Source organism: Alteromonas naphthalenivorans, from assembly GCF_000213655.1.
Classification (GTDB): domain Bacteria; phylum Pseudomonadota; class Gammaproteobacteria; order Enterobacterales; family Alteromonadaceae; genus Alteromonas; species Alteromonas naphthalenivorans.
The window spans coordinates 562,482-579,262 of the sequence record NC_015554.1; the positions used below are offsets into that span (position 1 = coordinate 562,482).

Below are 16,781 nucleotides of genomic sequence, written 5' to 3' on the forward strand. Positions count from 1 at the left end.
AGGCTTCCAGTGGCTCCACGTTGTCTTACTTTCCTAAATAGTGATTAAGTACCCTAATAAGCTCTGCGTTTTCAACGGGCTTGGTGAGTAGGTCGTCTAAGCCATTTTTTAATAACAAATCTCGTTGCGTGATAACATCTGCGGTTAAGGCTATAACAGGTAGTGTGGCGCGCACTTTCTTAATTTGCCGAGTGGCTTCTGTTCCGTCAATTCCCGGTAAGTTAATGTCCATCAGCACCAAATCTACAGGGTTCGATTTTACATACTCTACGCCTTCTTCACCGCTATCTACAACCGATAATGGCAAACCAAGTTTATCAAATATGGTTTTAATCACTATCTGATTAATATAATGATCTTCCACTACTAGTACGTGAGAGTCTGTAGGAATATTTAGCTCTTGGGGCTGTAAAAGCGCGGGATCGTGCTCGATAGTATCGGCGCTAACTTTTTCTGCAGGAATGGCTACGCTTACGTGAGTACCTTCGTTTAGCTTACTGCTAAGTTTTATAGACCCTCCCATCAACTCAACCAGCTTCTTGGTAATATTTAGGCCTAAGCCTGTACCATCAAATTGATGCGCGTTCTCCATTCGCTCGAATGGTGCGAAGAGCTTTTTTTGTTCCTCTTCACTAATACCGATGCCTTCGTCTTTAATCGCCAGCAACAAATTCCCTTGCTTGTACTTCACTCGAATGGATACGTGCTTATTGGCATGAGTGTACTTAATGGCATTCGATAATAGGTTTAAGGCTACTTGTCCAAACTTAGTGTCGTCGAAATTAAGAGAGTAGGGAACATTGTCATCAATAACAGAATTAAAAATAACATTCCCGTCTTCAGCGCGAATTCGGGTTAACGAGAATAAATGAGTGAAAAAGTCAGCTGTACCTACAGGGCGGGGCATGACGCGCATTTTACCCGCTTCTATTTGCTTCATATCCAACACAGAGTTCACTATTTCAAGCAAGCGCTCACCGCTTTTGCTTATATGCCCAAGCGAGTCTGTAAAGTTAGTGGGCAGTGAAAGTTGCTTGGCTTCGCCTTCAAGCAAATTGCTGAACGTGTTTATCGCATTTAGGGGCGTTCTAATTTCATGGCTAATGTAGGAAAGAAAGTCAGATTTAAACTGGCTGGTTCGCTCAAGTTCTCTGTTCTTACGTTTCAATTCCAAATGCGCAACCACTGATTCACTTAATGTCTTAAGTGCATTGCGTTGAAGACTAGTTAGGGTTTTGGGTTTATCGTCTATTGCGCATAACGTGCCAATGGCATGTCCTGATGGCGTTAATAGCGGTGCGCCGGCGTAGAATCGAATATTGGGCTCGCCCGTCACTAACGGGTTATCATGAAAGCGCGGATCTTCTTTTGCGTTAGATACTTCGAACACTTCACGCTGTAAAATAGCATGTGAGCAAAAAGCGATATTACGAGAGGTTTCGGTGGCTTCAATCCCTACACGAGATTTGAACCATTGTCTGTCGGGGTCAACTAGGCTAATTAATGCAATGGGCGCGTCACAAATTTGTGAAGCAAGTTGAGTTAAGTCGTCGAAGAGTTGTTCGGCGTCCGTATCAAGTACATCGTAGCTTAATAGCTCTCTAAGACGCTGTTCTTCGTTTGCTGGAACCTTGGCAGGGATCATTCTTTCACATTACCTCAACTCAACTAAAATGTGAAAACAGGAGGCCGACTACCATAGAAGAGCCTCCTTTCACATCTATAAAGCGTAGGTGTCTATGAACAATTGTTCCAATTTAGCGTGATCTACTTTTGTAGCCACTTTAATGGTGTTCGCATTGTTCCACAGTGGGCTAGGGGTTGTACCCTTAGGGGCCACTGCTGTTTGACCACGATCTAGCTCGCCAGTACCAACACGCACATGACCTTCGGTGAGTTCGAATAACTCAGGATGGCGTAAATGTGCAAGCGGGAATGCATCGTGGAAGAAACAAACACGATCCTCACGATTGGCTGAATAGAAATCCATATAGAACTGGGCAGTGTCTTTTACAAAACCACCAAGCTTCGCATTCTTTTCTTCTAATGTTTCAACAAAAGAAGGAGAAAACGGCGTGTCGTTAGTTACGTCTAAGCCGAACATGGTTAAGTCCCAATCTGCACCAAATACAATTTCAGCAGCGTAGGCATCGTTCCAAATATTTGCTTCGGCAAGTGGTGTTACGTTACCACGTACAAAGGCTGCGCCGCCCATAATGGTAACGCCCTTGACTAACTTGGGCAGTTCTGGCTCTAAACGTAGTGCTAGCGCTAAGTTACCTAATGGGCCAATAGCCACAAGCGTCACTTCGCCAGGGTATTTACGGGCCATATCCACAATAAACTGAGCAGAACTACGAGGGTCTAGTTCGGTTTTAGGCGCTTCTGGTTTAATGTGACCAAAACCATAATCACCATGTACAAAATGCGCGTACGTTGATTCAGGGCCCACCCAAGGCATACCAACACCTTTGGTTACTGGAATGTCTTTACCTGCAATTTCGCAAAGGGTAAGGGCATTTTGTGCCGCCATGGTGACAGGTACGTTGCCGTAAACTGTGGTTAAACCAAGTACTTCAATATCTGGAGACTGAAACGCAAAAAATATTGCCATTGCATCATCGATGCCAGGATCCGTATCTAAAATTATCTTATGTGCCATTAATAATACTCTAGTGCGTTTTTTATTTAGTGTGCTTTGCCAAGAAACGGTCTACTTCTTTCTGCGTAGGAATACTCTGCGCAGCGCCCTCTCGGGTAACCGCAATAGCAGAAGCTGCACAACCTCTAATTAATGCACGTTTCGCATCAGTGTGAGTACTGTAAGCAGATAAAAAGTAACCTATAAAAGTATCGCCAGCGGCTGTGGTATCTACTGCATCAACAGAAAACGCTTCCACTTCTATGGTATCGTTTCCTCTTAACATCATTACACCCGCTTTACCTAGTGTAATAATAACTTCGCAATGAGACCACTGCTCTTTAAATACCGTAAGAATATCGTCTAATTCTTCTTTATCCGTTAATGCTGCTGCTTCCGTCTCGTTTACAATCAGTAAATCGATACAATCTAAAGGAAGGGCTTTAACCGACTCACTCATAGGTGCAGGGTTAAAGGCAACTTTAAGCTGACTTTCTTTTGCCAAGCGAAGTACGTCAGCAATACTGCTGGTTTCGTTTTGGGTAAGTACCCAATCAGAAGACGACGTATCTAACAACGCTTTGTTTACGGTATCGGCAGTAATGGTTTGGTTTGCGCCACCAAATAACACAATAGCATTTTCGCCACTGGGCGTTACTTGAATAATGGCATGACCTGAAGGGGTTTCAGAGCATTTAACACCACGACAATCTACGCCTTTTTTAATTAGCGTTTGTTTGAACGTTGCGTCATTTTCATGAATGCTGCCTACGTGACGAACATCTGCACCGGCTTGCGCTAGGGCAATTGACTGGTTCGCACCTTTACCACCAAGTAATTGTTGGTAGTGAGTAGACGCAAGAGTTTCACCAGGTTGAACGAAGTGATCTACCTGATAAACATGATCGATATTAATAGAGCCAAAATTTATTATTGCCATTTCTTCTTCCGTCGAAAGAGGGCGTCTCCCGAAATGCCGCTGTTCATCGTTCGCCCGTGAACCGAAAGTTCAGGGCGGAAGCATCACTATGGCCGTAGGCTTCTCGATACGAGCCGAGCTTGCACAGTAGCCATGGTTTCAACTTCCTAGTTTAATAGCATCGGCCAGGGACAAGAGTGAACTGGCGAACATTCCAGGAAACATTGTTATTGTATAACGCAACAGGGTATATCAAACGCGGTGTGGGGTGAAGTAGATCACCAAAGCGCCAATGAATTATTTGCGTAGCTAATTTAACCATTACTGATGAGATTCGATAAATCCAATCTTGACCAGTTGGTCAGCAATTATACACGCTATTCACTTAAGCTCAAATTTGCTTCGCTTAAGTGAGGTCTGTTTTACTCATTTACCTTAATCTGCTGCAAAGGAAGTTCCATATCCAGTAACGACGATCATAGAGCAATTGATCCTAGGTTGCCAGTTAAAACCCATAAGACCAGTACTACTTGAATAACATCTGACCAAATCACCAATGGTGTGTTTTATAGCGCTATTTTGCTAATATTAAGTTTCAACGAAAAAGGAAACCTATTTGTGGAAAAACAGCTCGATTACGACAGCGTTAGCAACAAGTTATCGCAACACGGCATAGTGGTAGATGGCGCCGAAGTTCACGGTATTTTATGTGGCATGTTGTGTGGCGGAATGTCGCTAACCGATCAGAAGTGGCTTTCTGCATTAAGTGACACTATTAATCAAGGTGAAAACTTCAACGATGCGACCACTTATCTGTTAAACACATTGTTTAATCAAACGTGTCAGCAGTTACTTGAACCTGAGTTCGCCTTACAGTTAATGCTGCCTGACGATCAAGCCCCTATCAATGACAGAGGCGAAGCGTTAATTAATTGGGTGCACGGCTTTATGTTAGGATTTGGCTTACACCAGCAAGATTTAATGCAATGTTCTGCCGATGTAAAAGAAGCATTAGAAGATTTTGCTGACATCGCCCGTATGGAAGAACCTATGGATGCCGATGAAGAGTCGGAACGCGCCTTATTTGAAGTGATGGAATATGTGAAGATATCCGCTATTTTGTGCTTTAGCGAATTAGGGCAGTCTTTGCTTGATGATCAGCAAGATAAGCCATCTGTTCATTAAATAAATAATCTCAAGCTTGTTGGAACGCGTAAGCAATAAAACGTTGTTCCATAAGGCATGAGTGAAGTGACAAGTAAGGGTAATCTTTCGAATAGCATGATCGTCATTAGATGCATGAGTTTTATAATATTGATGAAGAAAGGCGAATGAGATGATTAGTGCGCAAGAATTTATCGCTCGTCAAGATAGACTGTTAGCGCAATGTTTGCCTAATAGTGTCTGTGTTATTCCGGCAGCAGGTTTAGTGACCCGAAGCCGAGATACTGAATACTTGTTCAGACAAAACAGCGACTTTTGGTATTTAACCGGGTTTGAAGAAGCCGACGCTTGGTTAATTTTATCGAATCATCCACGCTATGGTGAAAGTTATCGTGCCATGGTGTGTTTACCAAAAGATAAAGACGCTGAAATTTGGCAAGGCAGACGTTTAGGCGCAGAAGCGGCACTATCACGCTTCAGCCTAGATGAAGCCTTTGAGCTATCTGAACTAGGCGATGCTTTGCTTGAATCACTTCAAGGCCAAGACCATCTTTATTTCGCCTTAGGTGAAAATGAAGAAGCCGATGCACAGGTGAATAGCGCTGTTGCTACTTTGCGCAATGCACCAAAAGAAGCCTTAGCGCCCAAAACTATTACCGACGTTCGCCCTATTTTGCATGAAATGCGGGTGTTTAAATCGGCCTGTGAAGTGGCCATGATGAAAGCCGCCGCAGAAATTACCGCCCGCGCGCACAAGCGGGCTATGCAATATGCCAAACCTGGCTGCTTCGAATATCAACTGGAAGCGGAATTACATCATGAGTTCGCTATGGCAGGTGCTCGCGCGCCGGCTTACAGCACAATTGTGGGTAGCGGTGAAAATGCCTGTATTTTGCATTACACCGAAAATTCATCGCAAATCCAAGACGGCGATTTAGTACTAATAGACGCAGGCGCTGAATTTCAGGGTTATGCCGCAGACATTACCCGTACTTTCCCCGTAAATGGTAAATTTACTAAGCCACAGCGCGAGATATATGAGTTGGTGTTAAAAGCACAAGAGAGTGTATTGGCCATGCTTGGGCCAGGTATTACCTTAACCGATGCTATGACCCACAGCGCTGAAGTCATCACCGAAGGCTTGGTTGCCCTTGGCGTGTTAAAAGGCTCGGTAGGTGAAAACCTTGACCAAAAAGCATGGCGGCAGTTTTACATGCACGGGCTAGGGCACTTTTTAGGCTTAGATGTGCATGATGTAGGTAACTACAAATTGAACGGCCAAGACCGCTTATTAAAACCCGGCATGGTGCTTACCGTAGAACCGGGTATTTATATTGCTAGCGACAGCGATGTGCCTGAACAATACAAAGGTATTGGGGTGCGTATTGAAGATGATGTTGTGGTGACTGCAACAGGCGTAGACATCCTAACCGCCGATGTACCTAAAACGGTGAAAGACATCGAAGCCCTGATACAGCCAGCTAATAAAGAAAGTAAAAAAGAAAATACAAAAGAAGGTTCTAAAGCGTGAGCCAGCAAGACGTAGTGATTGTAGGTGGCGGCATAGTAGGCTGCGTGTTGGCTAAAGGCCTATCTGAACAAGCGGGCCTTTCGGTGACTTTGGTAGATGCCGCCAGCCCCTCAAATGCAGCTAGCTCTTCCAATGCAAGCAGCTCCTCTAATGAAAGCAACGTCTTTAACCCGTTAACCGATACGCGGGTAATCGCCCTTGCTAGGCGAACAGTCAATGAGTTAAATGCCATGGGCGTAGGGCTAGCTGAGCTAGCAAAACAAAATCAAGGCAAAATTGAACATATTGAAGTAAGCGATAAAGGTGGTATTGGCTTAACGAATTTATCGAGCAGTGAATTTGGTATTAATACCTTTGGGCAAGTAGTGTCGCTAAGTGCGCTTACCCATAATGTGATGTCGCAAAGCAAGCAGTATCAGCACATTGCACCCGCCACGGTCACTCATTTAGCCCGTGAAACCGACAGTACGCTAGTCACGCTTAATAACGGCAGCACCATTAATGCAAAACTTTTGGTGATTGCCGATGGTGGTCGCTCTTCACTTGCTCAGCAAGTAGGGCTAACCCGCCACACTGACGATTACCAGCAAGTGGCTATTATTTTCAATGCCCATACTAGCGAGCCTCATCACAACAAAGCTTACGAGCGTTTTACCAAAAACGGGCCCGTTGCATTTTTACCTTTCGACAGTGAAATTAATGGGCATGTGGCGAAAGGAAAGGGGTTTTCCGTAGTATGGACGGTTGCTCGTGAGCACGCGGAATCACTTATTCAGCTTAGCCCTGAAGCGTTTATTCGGCGGTTACAGCAAGAATTTGGTTACCGGCAGGGGCAAATTACAGCCATCAGTGAATTGGCTAGCTACCCACTAGCATTAAGTTACACCGATGCACTTACCAGCCATCGTGCGGTAGTGGTAGGTAATGCGGCCCAAGCGTTGCACCCAATTGCAGGGCAAGGGTTTAACCTTGGACTTCGCGATATTATTACCTTGGTGAACACGCTTAAAGGCGTGACCGATCCGGGGGAATTTAACGTACTTAATGATTACGCCGCCAAGCGCAGTAAAGACAGAACCGCCACTATTACGTTAACCGACACGTTAGTACGTACGTTTTCGAATAGTCATTTCCCCTTAGTGGCAGCAAGAAATATGGCACTAACTGCATTAAATGTGATACCAAGTGCGAAGCGTGCGTTTGTGCAGCAAACCACAGGATATGGGCGCAGTGTTTAAGCTATAGGGCTGGCAGGAAAAAGTTAGTATCAAAAGCCTAGCACCAAGAAGCTAAAACCAAGAAGCTAAAACCAAGATCTAGAACCCAAAAAAACAGAAAAAAAGAGAGCCGATATGCAACATGCCGATATCGCCATTGTAGGCGGTGGAATAGTAGGGTTAACCCTAGCCGCAGCGCTAAAAGACGCGCCGTGCCGTATCGCTATTATAAATAAAGGCTTGATAGACCAGCCACTAGGCGACAAGCCAGGGGCACGGGTTAGCGCAATTAATCAGGCTAATATTAGCGCGTTGAAAAAAGCCGATGTTTGGCAGCATATCGATGCAAGCAGAGCTAACCCGTACAATGCCATGCACGTGTGGGATAAAGACAGCTTTGGTGATATTCACTTTGCAGGTAACGATACTGGGGGTGAACTAGAAAGCGATACCTTGGGCGTTATTATCGAAAATCTTGCTTTAGTTAATGGCCTAGCCCATTCGGTACTAAAGCAAGATAACGTTGTGGTAATTGATACCACCATAGAGCGTGTATTAAGTAGCTCTCAGCAAAACATGCTAATGCTAGAAAACGGCGATGCGCTGTCGTGCAGATTATTAGTGGGCGCCGACGGTGCTAATTCCTTCGTGCGCAAACAAGCTAATTTTCCTATTACGTTTCGCGATTACGAACACACCGCCATTGTTGCAAACATTCGTACCCAACAACCTCATGAAAACGTAGCGCGCCAAGCATTCACGCCAACAGGGCCATTAGCGTTATTGCCTATGCGCGACCCCAATGTATGCTCTATTGTATGGTCGCAAACCCCAGATGCTGCTAAAACCTTACAAGGGTATTCCGATAGCGAATTTTGTAATGCGCTAGTAGCGGCAAGCAACAATGCATTAGGCCCAGTATCGCTTGAAACCTCTAGAACCGCATTTCCGCTAACGATGCGTTATGCCCGAGAATGGGCAAAAGACGGCATAGTGCTGGTGGGCGATGCTGCCCACACTATTCATCCATTGGCGGGGCAGGGGGCCAACTTAGGTATGCAAGACGCATTAGCCTTGGCTGCATTACTCGGCACCTTGTTAGAGGAACAAAAAGACATAGGCCAGCTTCGTTACCTGCGCCCTTACGAGCGAGCGCGTAAAACCGAGGCAATGAAGATGATTGCCGCGATGGACGGGTTTAAATTTTTATTCGATGGCAACGACCCGCTTAAGAAGCTAATTAGAGGTGTAGGCTTAGCCGCTACCGATAAACTTAGCGCGGTTAAACAGGCTTTTGTCAACCACGCAATGGGGCTTTAAACACATTCAGGCACAACCGATCACATTTTCAGTCACGTTATCAGCCACATTCAAGCCGCATACAAAAGCAGCCAAATACGCCCAAATGCATACCAACGATTGAGCTAGGCGCTGTATAACGATACTCTTAAGGTATCTGTTTTATACAAGCGCCTAAATTAATGATAATTCGTCAATTTATCCAGAAAGTTTGTTTTACTTCTTCGTTTACTGTTCGCACCTCTTCACTTACTACCAGTAAGTCTGGGCTAATGGCTTTTGCCTTATTGGCGCTAGCCAGTATAGGATCAGCCAGTGTAGCGCTACCCGCGTTAGCGCAGGCAGATACGCCATCAACGGTTACCATCAGCGACAGCGACTTAGACTTATACCGTACTCACGTTAGTACGTTAGCAAGCGACAAGTTTGAAGGCCGCGGGCCCTTGTCAGCAGGGGAAACCCTTACCGTCAATTACTTGGTGGAAGCCTACAAAGCCCTTGGTTTAAAACCGGCTTTTGGCGATAGCTACACCCAGCCTGTGCCCTTGGCAAAAATTACCCCTTCAGGTGATATGGCCTTAACCTTGGGCCAGCACACCTTTGCTGGTGGCAGTGCATTCACCGCTAGAACCCAACGAATTGTGAAAGACATTACATTAAAAAATAGTGATGTCATTTTTGTGGGCTACGGCATTAATGCGCCTGAATATAATTGGAATGACTACGCCGGGTTAGATGTGAAAGGCAAAACAGTGGTTATGCTGGTGAACGACCCTGGCTTTGCGTCAAAAGACCCTGACTTATTCCAAGGCAATGCCATGACCTACTATGGCCGCTGGACTTACAAGTACGAAGAAGCCGCCCGCCAAGGCGCTGAAGCCGTATTTATTGTTCACGAAACCATGCCTGCTGGTTATGGCTGGGGCGTGGTTGAAAACTCTAACTCAAATACCAAATTCACCTTAGTAGATAACAATAAAAACTTATCTCAAGTTGGCGTAATGGGGTGGTTACATCTTAATACGGCACGTACGGTGTTCGAACAAGCTGGGCTAGATTACGCCGCACTTAAAGAACAAGCAACAACGCCAGGGTTCAAACCTATTCCTATGAAAGTGAAAGCCTCGTTGACCTTTTCAAATACCATCACCCATGCTCAGTCGCTGAACGTAGCTGGCGTATTGCCGGGCGCATCGGCCGCAGACGAGTGGGTAATGTTGCATGCCCATTGGGATCACTTAGGGAAAAGTGAGAAAAACGGTAAAACCGTGATTTATAATGGCGCGGTAGATAATGCCTCGGGCGTGGCCGGAGTGCTAACCCTAGCCAATAACTTGGTAGCACAAAGCGAGCAAACACCGTTTGAACGTACCCTAATGTTCAGTGCATTTACTGCCGAAGAAACCGGCTTACTGGGCGCCGATCACTTTGCCAAAAATCCGCCTATTCCAACCGCTAATATGGTGGCGTTTTTAAATATAGACGGCATGAACGTAAATAACGCGGTAGATTATATTTTGCAGTATGGCGAAGGGTACTCTTCACTTGAAGATGATTTAAGTGCTACTGCCGCAGCGCAAGGGCGCTCGGTGAAGCTCGATCCGCGCCCACAAAATGGGTTGTTCTTTCGCTCTGATCATTTCGCGCTTGCTCGCCAAGGCGTGCCTTCATTATTGTTTATGAGCTTAGGCGATACCGACCCTAATTTTATAGCCAACCGCTACCACAAAGCCGACGACGATTACCTACCAAGCTGGACATTGGGCGGTGTACAACAAGACTTAGCTTTAATTGGCACCATGATGTCTAATTTAGCAAACGGCCAGCAATGGCCGGTGTGGAAACGCGATTCAGACTTTAAGAAAAAACGCTTGATAGACAGACCAGAGGCACCGGCCGCCGGCTTAGTTGAAACAGCGGCTGAAACAGCAGAGTCTGAAGCACCAAAACAGTAGTACGGCTGATATTTAATGGCCGTTCTAAAGCGGCGGTTTAAAACATCTAAACAATAAGCGAATTAACATCTATGAGCTGGGTATTTTTCACCCTTGGTGCGGTAGTAATGCAAACCGTGCGAAATGCCCTGCAAAGCAAACTTAGCGCTCACGTCGATACCGTGGGCGTTACCCTTTCTCGGTTTTTATTCGCACCACCCATAGCCCTAATTTATTTAATTATTCTGCATACAGTTTCACCTCAGCCTCTTCCTTCTTTTGGAAGCTCTTTAGTAGAAGCATCAAGCGCTTCGTTTAGCCTCTCATTTATAGTCGTTGTACTGTTAGCCTCGGTACTTCAAATTGCAGCCACCGCGTTTATGGTGGTGTTATTCAAACAAAAGAACTTTGCCATTGGAGCAGGGCTTGCCAAAAGTGAAGCGCTGGTGGCGGGCGTGCTAGGTATGCTGTTTTTTGGCAGCTATTTAACGTTACTCGGATGGATAGGCATTGGAATAGGTGGGCTAGCCGTATTTGTCTTAAGTAGTGGCAACAAAGCGCAGGGCTTAAGTTTAAAAACCTTGTTGATAGGCATAGCGTGTGGAACCTGCTTTGCACTTACCTCGTTATTTGTTCGCGAAGCCAGCCATATGCTAGCCATGCCTTTTGTGCACAGTGCTGCTTGGGTGTTGTTGTGGGTGTTATGTATTCAGGCCGTTGGTTTAAGCAGTTATATTTTGGTTACCAAACCTCAAGTGTTTAAACAGATTGTTGGGCGTTTACCCCACTGCATTACTATTAGTGCGGTGAGTTGCTTCGGCTCTATATGCTGGTTTACTGCCATGGCGCTGCAACATGTGGCGTTAGTAAAAACTTTAGGGCAATTAGAAGTATTATTAACCTTGCTGCTAGCGCACTATTGGCTTAAAAATAAAGTCACCTTGCAAGAAATAGTGGGCTTGTTACTCATTGCCCTAGCGGCGGTGCTAGTTATGTGGGCCTAGTGTGGGCTTAACCCTCAAAAATAGTCTTTCGGCAGATAAAAATCTATAAAAAGGAATGATGATGAACAAACGCGATTTTCTAAAGCTTTCTGGCGCAGCAACATTGGCCCCTCTTACCTTAGCATCCACCGCAGCTTTCGCTGATGCCAATGACGCTGGGAGTGCTAGTGCAAATAGCAGTTCGTCATCGTTACAATCTATTACTTCTGGTGTTTCGCCCATTACCAATGCCGAGCGTGAAGCGCGTATTAAAAAAGCGCAGTCGTTAATGGCGCAGCATAATATGGCTGCCATGATCATAGAGCCGGGCGCGGCCATGGATTATTTCTCGGGTATTCAGTGGTGGCGCAGCGAGCGCTTAACCGCATTAGTTATTCCGCAAAAAGGTGAGGTAGCCGTGGTTACTCCCTTCTTTGAACAACCCAGTGTGTTAGAAAGTTTAAAAGTGGGCGACGACGTTCGAGTATGGCAAGAACACGAAAGCCCGTTCGATGTGGTCGCTAACATATTAAAATCTCGCAGTATCGAAAGAGGCAATATTGGCTTTGAAAGCAGCGTTCGCTATTTTGTAGTAACAGGCGTAACCAAGGCACTGCCTAATATGAATATTGTAGCAGCCGAGCCGGTTACCCGCGGCTGTAGAATGTATAAAACGGCGGCTGAACTTACCCTTATGCATAAAGCCAACGAAGTCACCCTTCGCGCTTACGAGTATGTATTCAGCAAACTTGAAATTGGCATGAGCCAAGCCCAAGTGAAAAGCTTGATGAATAGCGCACAGCAACAATTGGGCGGCAGTGGCGCATGGTGCTTAGCGTTGTTCAACGACGCCAGTGCGTACCCGCATGGCACCAATGCCAAACAAACCATTAGTGAAGGCTCGGTAATATTGTTAGACAGCGGCTGTAGCGTACATGGGTATCAGTCGGACATTAGCCGTACATTGGTATTTGGTAAAGCATCACAGCAGGTGGTAGATGTTTGGAATACCGTGCGTGAAGGCCAAAACGTGGCGTTTGCTGCGGCTAAAATAGGTACGGCTGCTGGCAAAGTAGATGATGCGGTTCGCAAGTATTATGTTACCCAAGGCTACGATAAAGACTACGCGTTGCCAGGCTTAAGCCACCGTACCGGCCATGGTATTGGTATGGAAGGCCACGAAAGCGTGAACTTTGTGCGCGGCGAAACCACGCCACTTAACAAAGGCATGTGCTTTTCAAACGAACCCGGCTTATACATACCAGGTAAATTCGGCGTGCGCCTAGAAGACTGTTTATACATGACCGACAAAGCGCCGGTTTACTTTACAGAACCACCAGAGAGTATTGAAAAACCGTTGGGTAAATTGGTGCCACTAGTCGTTTAATCCGTTCGCGCAATGCGATAAAAACTCGCTACCATTCTTTGTGTAGCGAGTGCTAGTCTTTTCTCACACCCCTTCAGGCTTCTTTCCCACTGTTGTAAAAGGTAGTTGGGCTGTCACATAAGTTTCATGCTGTTTGTTGTCCCCATTATGCGCAAGCAAACGCTCTTCTTGGTATCTCAATGAGCTATTTGAGATAAGCATGTACAACCAACAAATAACCTAAATAGAAAAGGGCACGAAATGAAACTACATTTCTATGTAAGCGTAATGTGCGTTGTTGCTGGACTGGCAGGGCAGATTGAAAACACCTATGCAGATGACGTGAATGATTTCAAACCTGTGTACAAATTAAGAACTGATAATGAATGTTGGCCAACCAGCCCGGCTAATGGCGCAAATAGCGGAGAGTGCGTTACTCGAAGTGAGTATCAAGCCACAAATGTTCCCGTTTTCTGGGAAACCTACGAAGAAAATGTAAACGGTAAAACACACAAGTTGATTACCTACTGGAACTACTATGGTGACCAAAACGGATGTACCACGTGGGATAGTGGGCACGCAGACGATTGGGAGGCTATTACGGTACATGTAGTAAACCACGAACTTGAGCACGTGACTTATTGGCAGCACAATGGGCGCTACACCAAATCTGCTGACACAATAGAAAAAGATGGTGAGCATCCTATTGTTTATGTTGGTAAATATTCCCATGGTAACTATCATGACCAAAGATCACGGGCTAGTGCCGATAGCTGGACGTTTTTAACGGGTGGTTATTGCTATTACTGGAAGGATCCTCGTGGGCCAGGCGAAACGTGGTCGCCTGTAGCGCAAACCCTTGGTTTAGTGGGGTTCGACGACGTTTTCCCAGGCTCTACGAACCCTAACCTTAGAAGCGAACGACCCCATGAGCGCACCGTATGTAGAGAAGATGGCGGGCAAGTATTAGCGGGTATTATTGATGGCACCGAAAATACGTGCGAAAGAAACCCAAGTTACCTTCAGGACGAAACGATGACGCTGCAGTCTTTGTTTTATTTAAATATCTATTAGTAACGTCGGTGTAAATTTCTTTACACAAAAAACGCGAGTTTGATGCCAACAAATAAGCCGCAATCGTGCATAAAGATTGCGGCTTAGTTTTATTGTGTAACGTGCTTTTTCATAGCTAGCACACTGAGTTTAAGTAGCCGGTTGGTAAGCTGCACTACCCACGTAATCTACTGGTTATAAACTCCGCCAACGTTTTACTAATAACCGGGTGTTGGGTGTCTTGGTTAAATAGGCAAATATTTACTCTGCCTAGTTTAGGGAGTTTAGGGTGGTTAAGGGGCGATAAGTTTGGCGGCAAACTAGAGCGGGCAAGGGCGGTAATGCCTAAGCCTTGTTGAATAGCCGCCACCAAACCGCCTAAATCGGCGTTGGTATAGGTAATTTTCCACGCAAAGGTTTGCTGTTTTAGTTCTTCTATCACCCGGCTTCGGTACATGCAGCCATCGGGGGCAAGTACTAACGGAATGCTGTCGCCTACAAAAGGGCGGGTGGCATCACCTACCCATACTACTTCATCTTCAAGTACCACTTCCCCTTTGGTATCTTCACTAGGGTTTACCAGCGCTAAAATTAAATCAAAATGATCGCGCTGGCTAGGGTGCAGTAAATCTCGGCTAAGTGACGATGTTACCTCTAGCGACACATCAGGGTAGCGCTTCGAAAATTCACCAATAAGCCCAGGCAGTAAGGTAGATGCAAATTCGTTAGGAATACCCAAACGCAACCGGCCACTTAACGGCGCAGGAATTAGGCTTTTAAATATGTTGTCGTTAAGCTCTAGTAATTCCTTGGCTTTAGGGTAAAGCCAATTGCCATCGGCGCTAGGCAAGTGCCGTTGGCCTACTTTAGTAAACAGCTTTCGCTCTAACTGGGATTCTAGTTTTTTTATTTGCAAACTAATAGCAGGCTGAGAACGGCCCACAAATTCCCCCGCTTTGGCATAGCCGCCAAGCTCTATAACACTCACAAAAGTGCGCAAATTATCTAGCGATAGCTGCTTCATTAAGATTTGAATTCCTGATGTAGTAAATCGTAAACATTACCTTTATAAATGTATTGATAAGAATTTTCAATTTGTTGTGCTTTATTTCACTCACTATACTCGATGGTGTTTTCTACCCTTACCTAAGAGAATGTGGAATGTCTAACACCACCGCCCTACATGCAAAGCACCTAGAATCTGGTGCCAAAATGGTTGATTTCTTTGGCTGGGATATGCCAATTAACTATGGTTCGCAAATAGAAGAGCATCACGCTGTTCGCCAAGATGCAGGCATGTTTGACGTGTCGCACATGACCATTGTTGATGTAAAAGGCACACAAGCCAAAGCATACCTTCAACACCTTCTTGCCAACGACGTTGCTAAACTTCAAATAAAAGGCAAAGCGCTATACAGCGGCATGCTTAATGAAGAAGGCGGCGTGGTAGATGATTTAATTGTTTATTACTTCGATGAAACTAACTATCGCCTAGTAGTAAATTCAGCCACACGCGAAAAAGACATGAACTGGCTTAATAGCAACGCCGAAGGTTTCGACGTATCTATTACCGAACGCCCAGAATTCGCCATGATTGCCGTGCAAGGCCCTAACGCCAAAGAAAAAGCCGCAACGCTTTTCAGCGCCGCGCAAAAAGAAGCGGTTGCAGGCATGAAGCCATTTTTCGGTGTGCAAGCTGAAGATTTATTTATTGCTACTACGGGTTACACCGGTGAAGCAGGCTACGAAATTATGGTGCCTACTAGTGAAGCCGCTGGCTTCTGGCAAAACTTGCTAGACGCAGGCGTTAAGCCTTGCGGTTTAGGTGCACGTGACACCCTTCGTTTAGAAGCAGGCATGAACTTGTACGGCCAAGATATGGATGAAACCGTATCGCCACTAGCCGCTAACATGGGCTGGACTATTACGTGGGAACCAAGCGACCGTAACTTTGTTGGCCGCAGCGCACTAGAAGCACAGCGTGAAGCCGGTACCGACAAGTTAGTTGGCTTAGTGATGACAGATAAAGGCGTGTTGCGCCACGGTCAAAAAATTAGAACCGAAAGCGGCGAAGGCATTATTACCTCGGGCACATTTTCACCTACATTAGGCCACTCTGTTGCGTTAGCACGAGTACCTTCAGATGTTGGCGAAACTGTTGAGGTGGAAATGCGCAAAAAGTGGGTTACAGTAAAAGTGGTTAAGCCCTCCTTTGTTCGCAACGGAAAAAGTGTTTTATAAGTTAACAGAGAATAACAGGAACGATTATGAGCAACATTCCAACAGATTTACGTTACGCATCTACCCACGAATGGGTTCGCCCAGAAGGTGACGGGGTATTCACAGTAGGTATTTCTGAGCACGCTCAAGGCTTGCTTGGCGATATGGTATTTGTAGAACTGCCAGACGTTGGCGACACCGTAAGTACTGGCGACGATATCGCTGTTGCTGAATCGGTAAAAGCGGCTTCAGACGTTTACGCGCCTATTAGCGGCGAAGTCGTTGGCGTTAATGAAGACCTAGAAGATTCACCAGAGCTTGTAAACTCAGACCCTTACGGCGATGGCTGGTTATTCAAAATTAAAGCAGATGATGCCGAAGAAGTTGAAGGCTTGTTAGACGCTGAAGGTTATGAAAACAGCATTGACGAAGAATAATTCGTTAGTTGCTTCTA

14 protein-coding genes and 1 other RNA gene are annotated in these 16,781 nt (G+C 45.6%); 10 read left to right on the plus strand and 5 right to left on the minus strand.

Annotation, left to right across the window (positions count from 1 at the left end; translation table 11 throughout):
- Positions 1-25 precede the first annotated feature (25 nt).
- The 4 genes from AMBT_RS02380 to ssrS all read right to left on the minus strand — a co-directional run bounded on the left by AMBT_RS02380 (position 26) and on the right by ssrS (position 3,784).
- A complete protein-coding gene (locus tag AMBT_RS02380; RefSeq protein ID WP_013782976.1) occupies positions 26-1,645 on the minus strand; it encodes a GAF domain-containing hybrid sensor histidine kinase/response regulator in 1,620 nt (539 codons plus the stop codon).
- 75 nt (positions 1,646-1,720) lie between these two features.
- A complete protein-coding gene (locus AMBT_RS02385) occupies positions 1,721-2,662 on the minus strand; it encodes a nucleoside hydrolase (protein ID WP_013782977.1) in 942 nt (313 codons plus the stop codon).
- 22 nt (positions 2,663-2,684) lie between these two features.
- Positions 2,685-3,581: a ribokinase gene (locus tag AMBT_RS02390; protein ID WP_013782978.1), complete on the minus strand. Its 897-nt coding sequence runs from the start codon at positions 3,579-3,581 to the stop codon at positions 2,685-2,687.
- A gap of 21 nt (positions 3,582-3,602) precedes the next feature.
- Positions 3,603-3,784, minus strand: a non-coding RNA gene (ssrS, locus tag AMBT_RS22085) — 6S RNA.
- Between the two features lie 394 nt (positions 3,785-4,178).
- On the opposite strand from ssrS, the gene AMBT_RS02395 reads away from it, so the two are divergent.
- The 8 genes from AMBT_RS02395 (at position 4,179) to AMBT_RS02430 (ending at position 14,128) form a co-directional block, all read left to right on the plus strand.
- Positions 4,179-4,745, plus strand: a complete 567-nt coding sequence (locus AMBT_RS02395; RefSeq protein WP_013782979.1) for a UPF0149 family protein — start codon at positions 4,179-4,181, stop codon at positions 4,743-4,745.
- Positions 4,746-4,896: 151 nt separating this feature from the next.
- Positions 4,897-6,255, plus strand: a complete 1,359-nt coding sequence (gene pepP / locus AMBT_RS02400; RefSeq protein ID WP_013782980.1) for a Xaa-Pro aminopeptidase — start codon at positions 4,897-4,899, stop codon at positions 6,253-6,255.
- Complete coding sequence (locus tag AMBT_RS02405) at positions 6,252-7,493, plus strand: FAD-dependent oxidoreductase (protein ID WP_013782981.1); 1,242 nt, start codon at positions 6,252-6,254, stop codon at positions 7,491-7,493. The genes pepP and AMBT_RS02405 overlap by 4 nt, the downstream gene beginning before the upstream one ends.
- A gap of 114 nt (positions 7,494-7,607) precedes the next feature.
- Positions 7,608-8,792, plus strand: a complete 1,185-nt coding sequence (locus tag AMBT_RS02410) for an FAD-dependent 2-octaprenylphenol hydroxylase (RefSeq protein WP_013782982.1) — start codon at positions 7,608-7,610, stop codon at positions 8,790-8,792.
- A 251-nt stretch (positions 8,793-9,043) separates the two neighbouring features.
- The gene (locus AMBT_RS02415) at positions 9,044-10,726 is read left to right on the plus strand and encodes a M28 family metallopeptidase (RefSeq protein ID WP_148259151.1); all 1,683 of its coding nucleotides are present in this window, start codon (positions 9,044-9,046) and stop codon (positions 10,724-10,726) included.
- A 71-nt stretch (positions 10,727-10,797) separates the two neighbouring features.
- Positions 10,798-11,709 (plus strand): EamA family transporter, encoded by a 912-nt coding sequence (locus AMBT_RS02420; protein WP_013782984.1) that lies wholly within the window; start codon positions 10,798-10,800, stop codon positions 11,707-11,709.
- A gap of 61 nt (positions 11,710-11,770) precedes the next feature.
- Positions 11,771-13,075: a M24 family metallopeptidase gene (locus AMBT_RS02425; RefSeq protein WP_013782985.1), complete on the plus strand. Its 1,305-nt coding sequence runs from the start codon at positions 11,771-11,773 to the stop codon at positions 13,073-13,075.
- Between the two features lie 240 nt (positions 13,076-13,315).
- Positions 13,316-14,128, plus strand: coding sequence for a hypothetical protein (locus AMBT_RS02430; protein WP_013782986.1), 813 nt, complete (start codon positions 13,316-13,318; stop codon positions 14,126-14,128).
- Positions 14,129-14,282: 154 nt separating this feature from the next.
- Here the strand turns inward: AMBT_RS02430 and AMBT_RS02435 are convergent, their stop codons facing one another.
- Positions 14,283-15,131, minus strand: a complete 849-nt coding sequence (locus tag AMBT_RS02435; RefSeq protein WP_013782987.1) for a LysR substrate-binding domain-containing protein — start codon at positions 15,129-15,131, stop codon at positions 14,283-14,285.
- Between the two features lie 137 nt (positions 15,132-15,268).
- Between AMBT_RS02435 and gcvT the strand changes: the two genes are divergently transcribed.
- Entirely contained in the window at positions 15,269-16,348 is a 1,080-nt protein-coding gene (gene gcvT / locus AMBT_RS02440; RefSeq protein ID WP_013782988.1) for a glycine cleavage system aminomethyltransferase GcvT, read from the plus strand.
- A gap of 26 nt (positions 16,349-16,374) precedes the next feature.
- Positions 16,375-16,764, plus strand: coding sequence for a glycine cleavage system protein GcvH (gene gcvH, locus AMBT_RS02445; protein ID WP_013782989.1), 390 nt, complete (start codon positions 16,375-16,377; stop codon positions 16,762-16,764).
- Positions 16,765-16,781 lie beyond the last annotated feature (17 nt).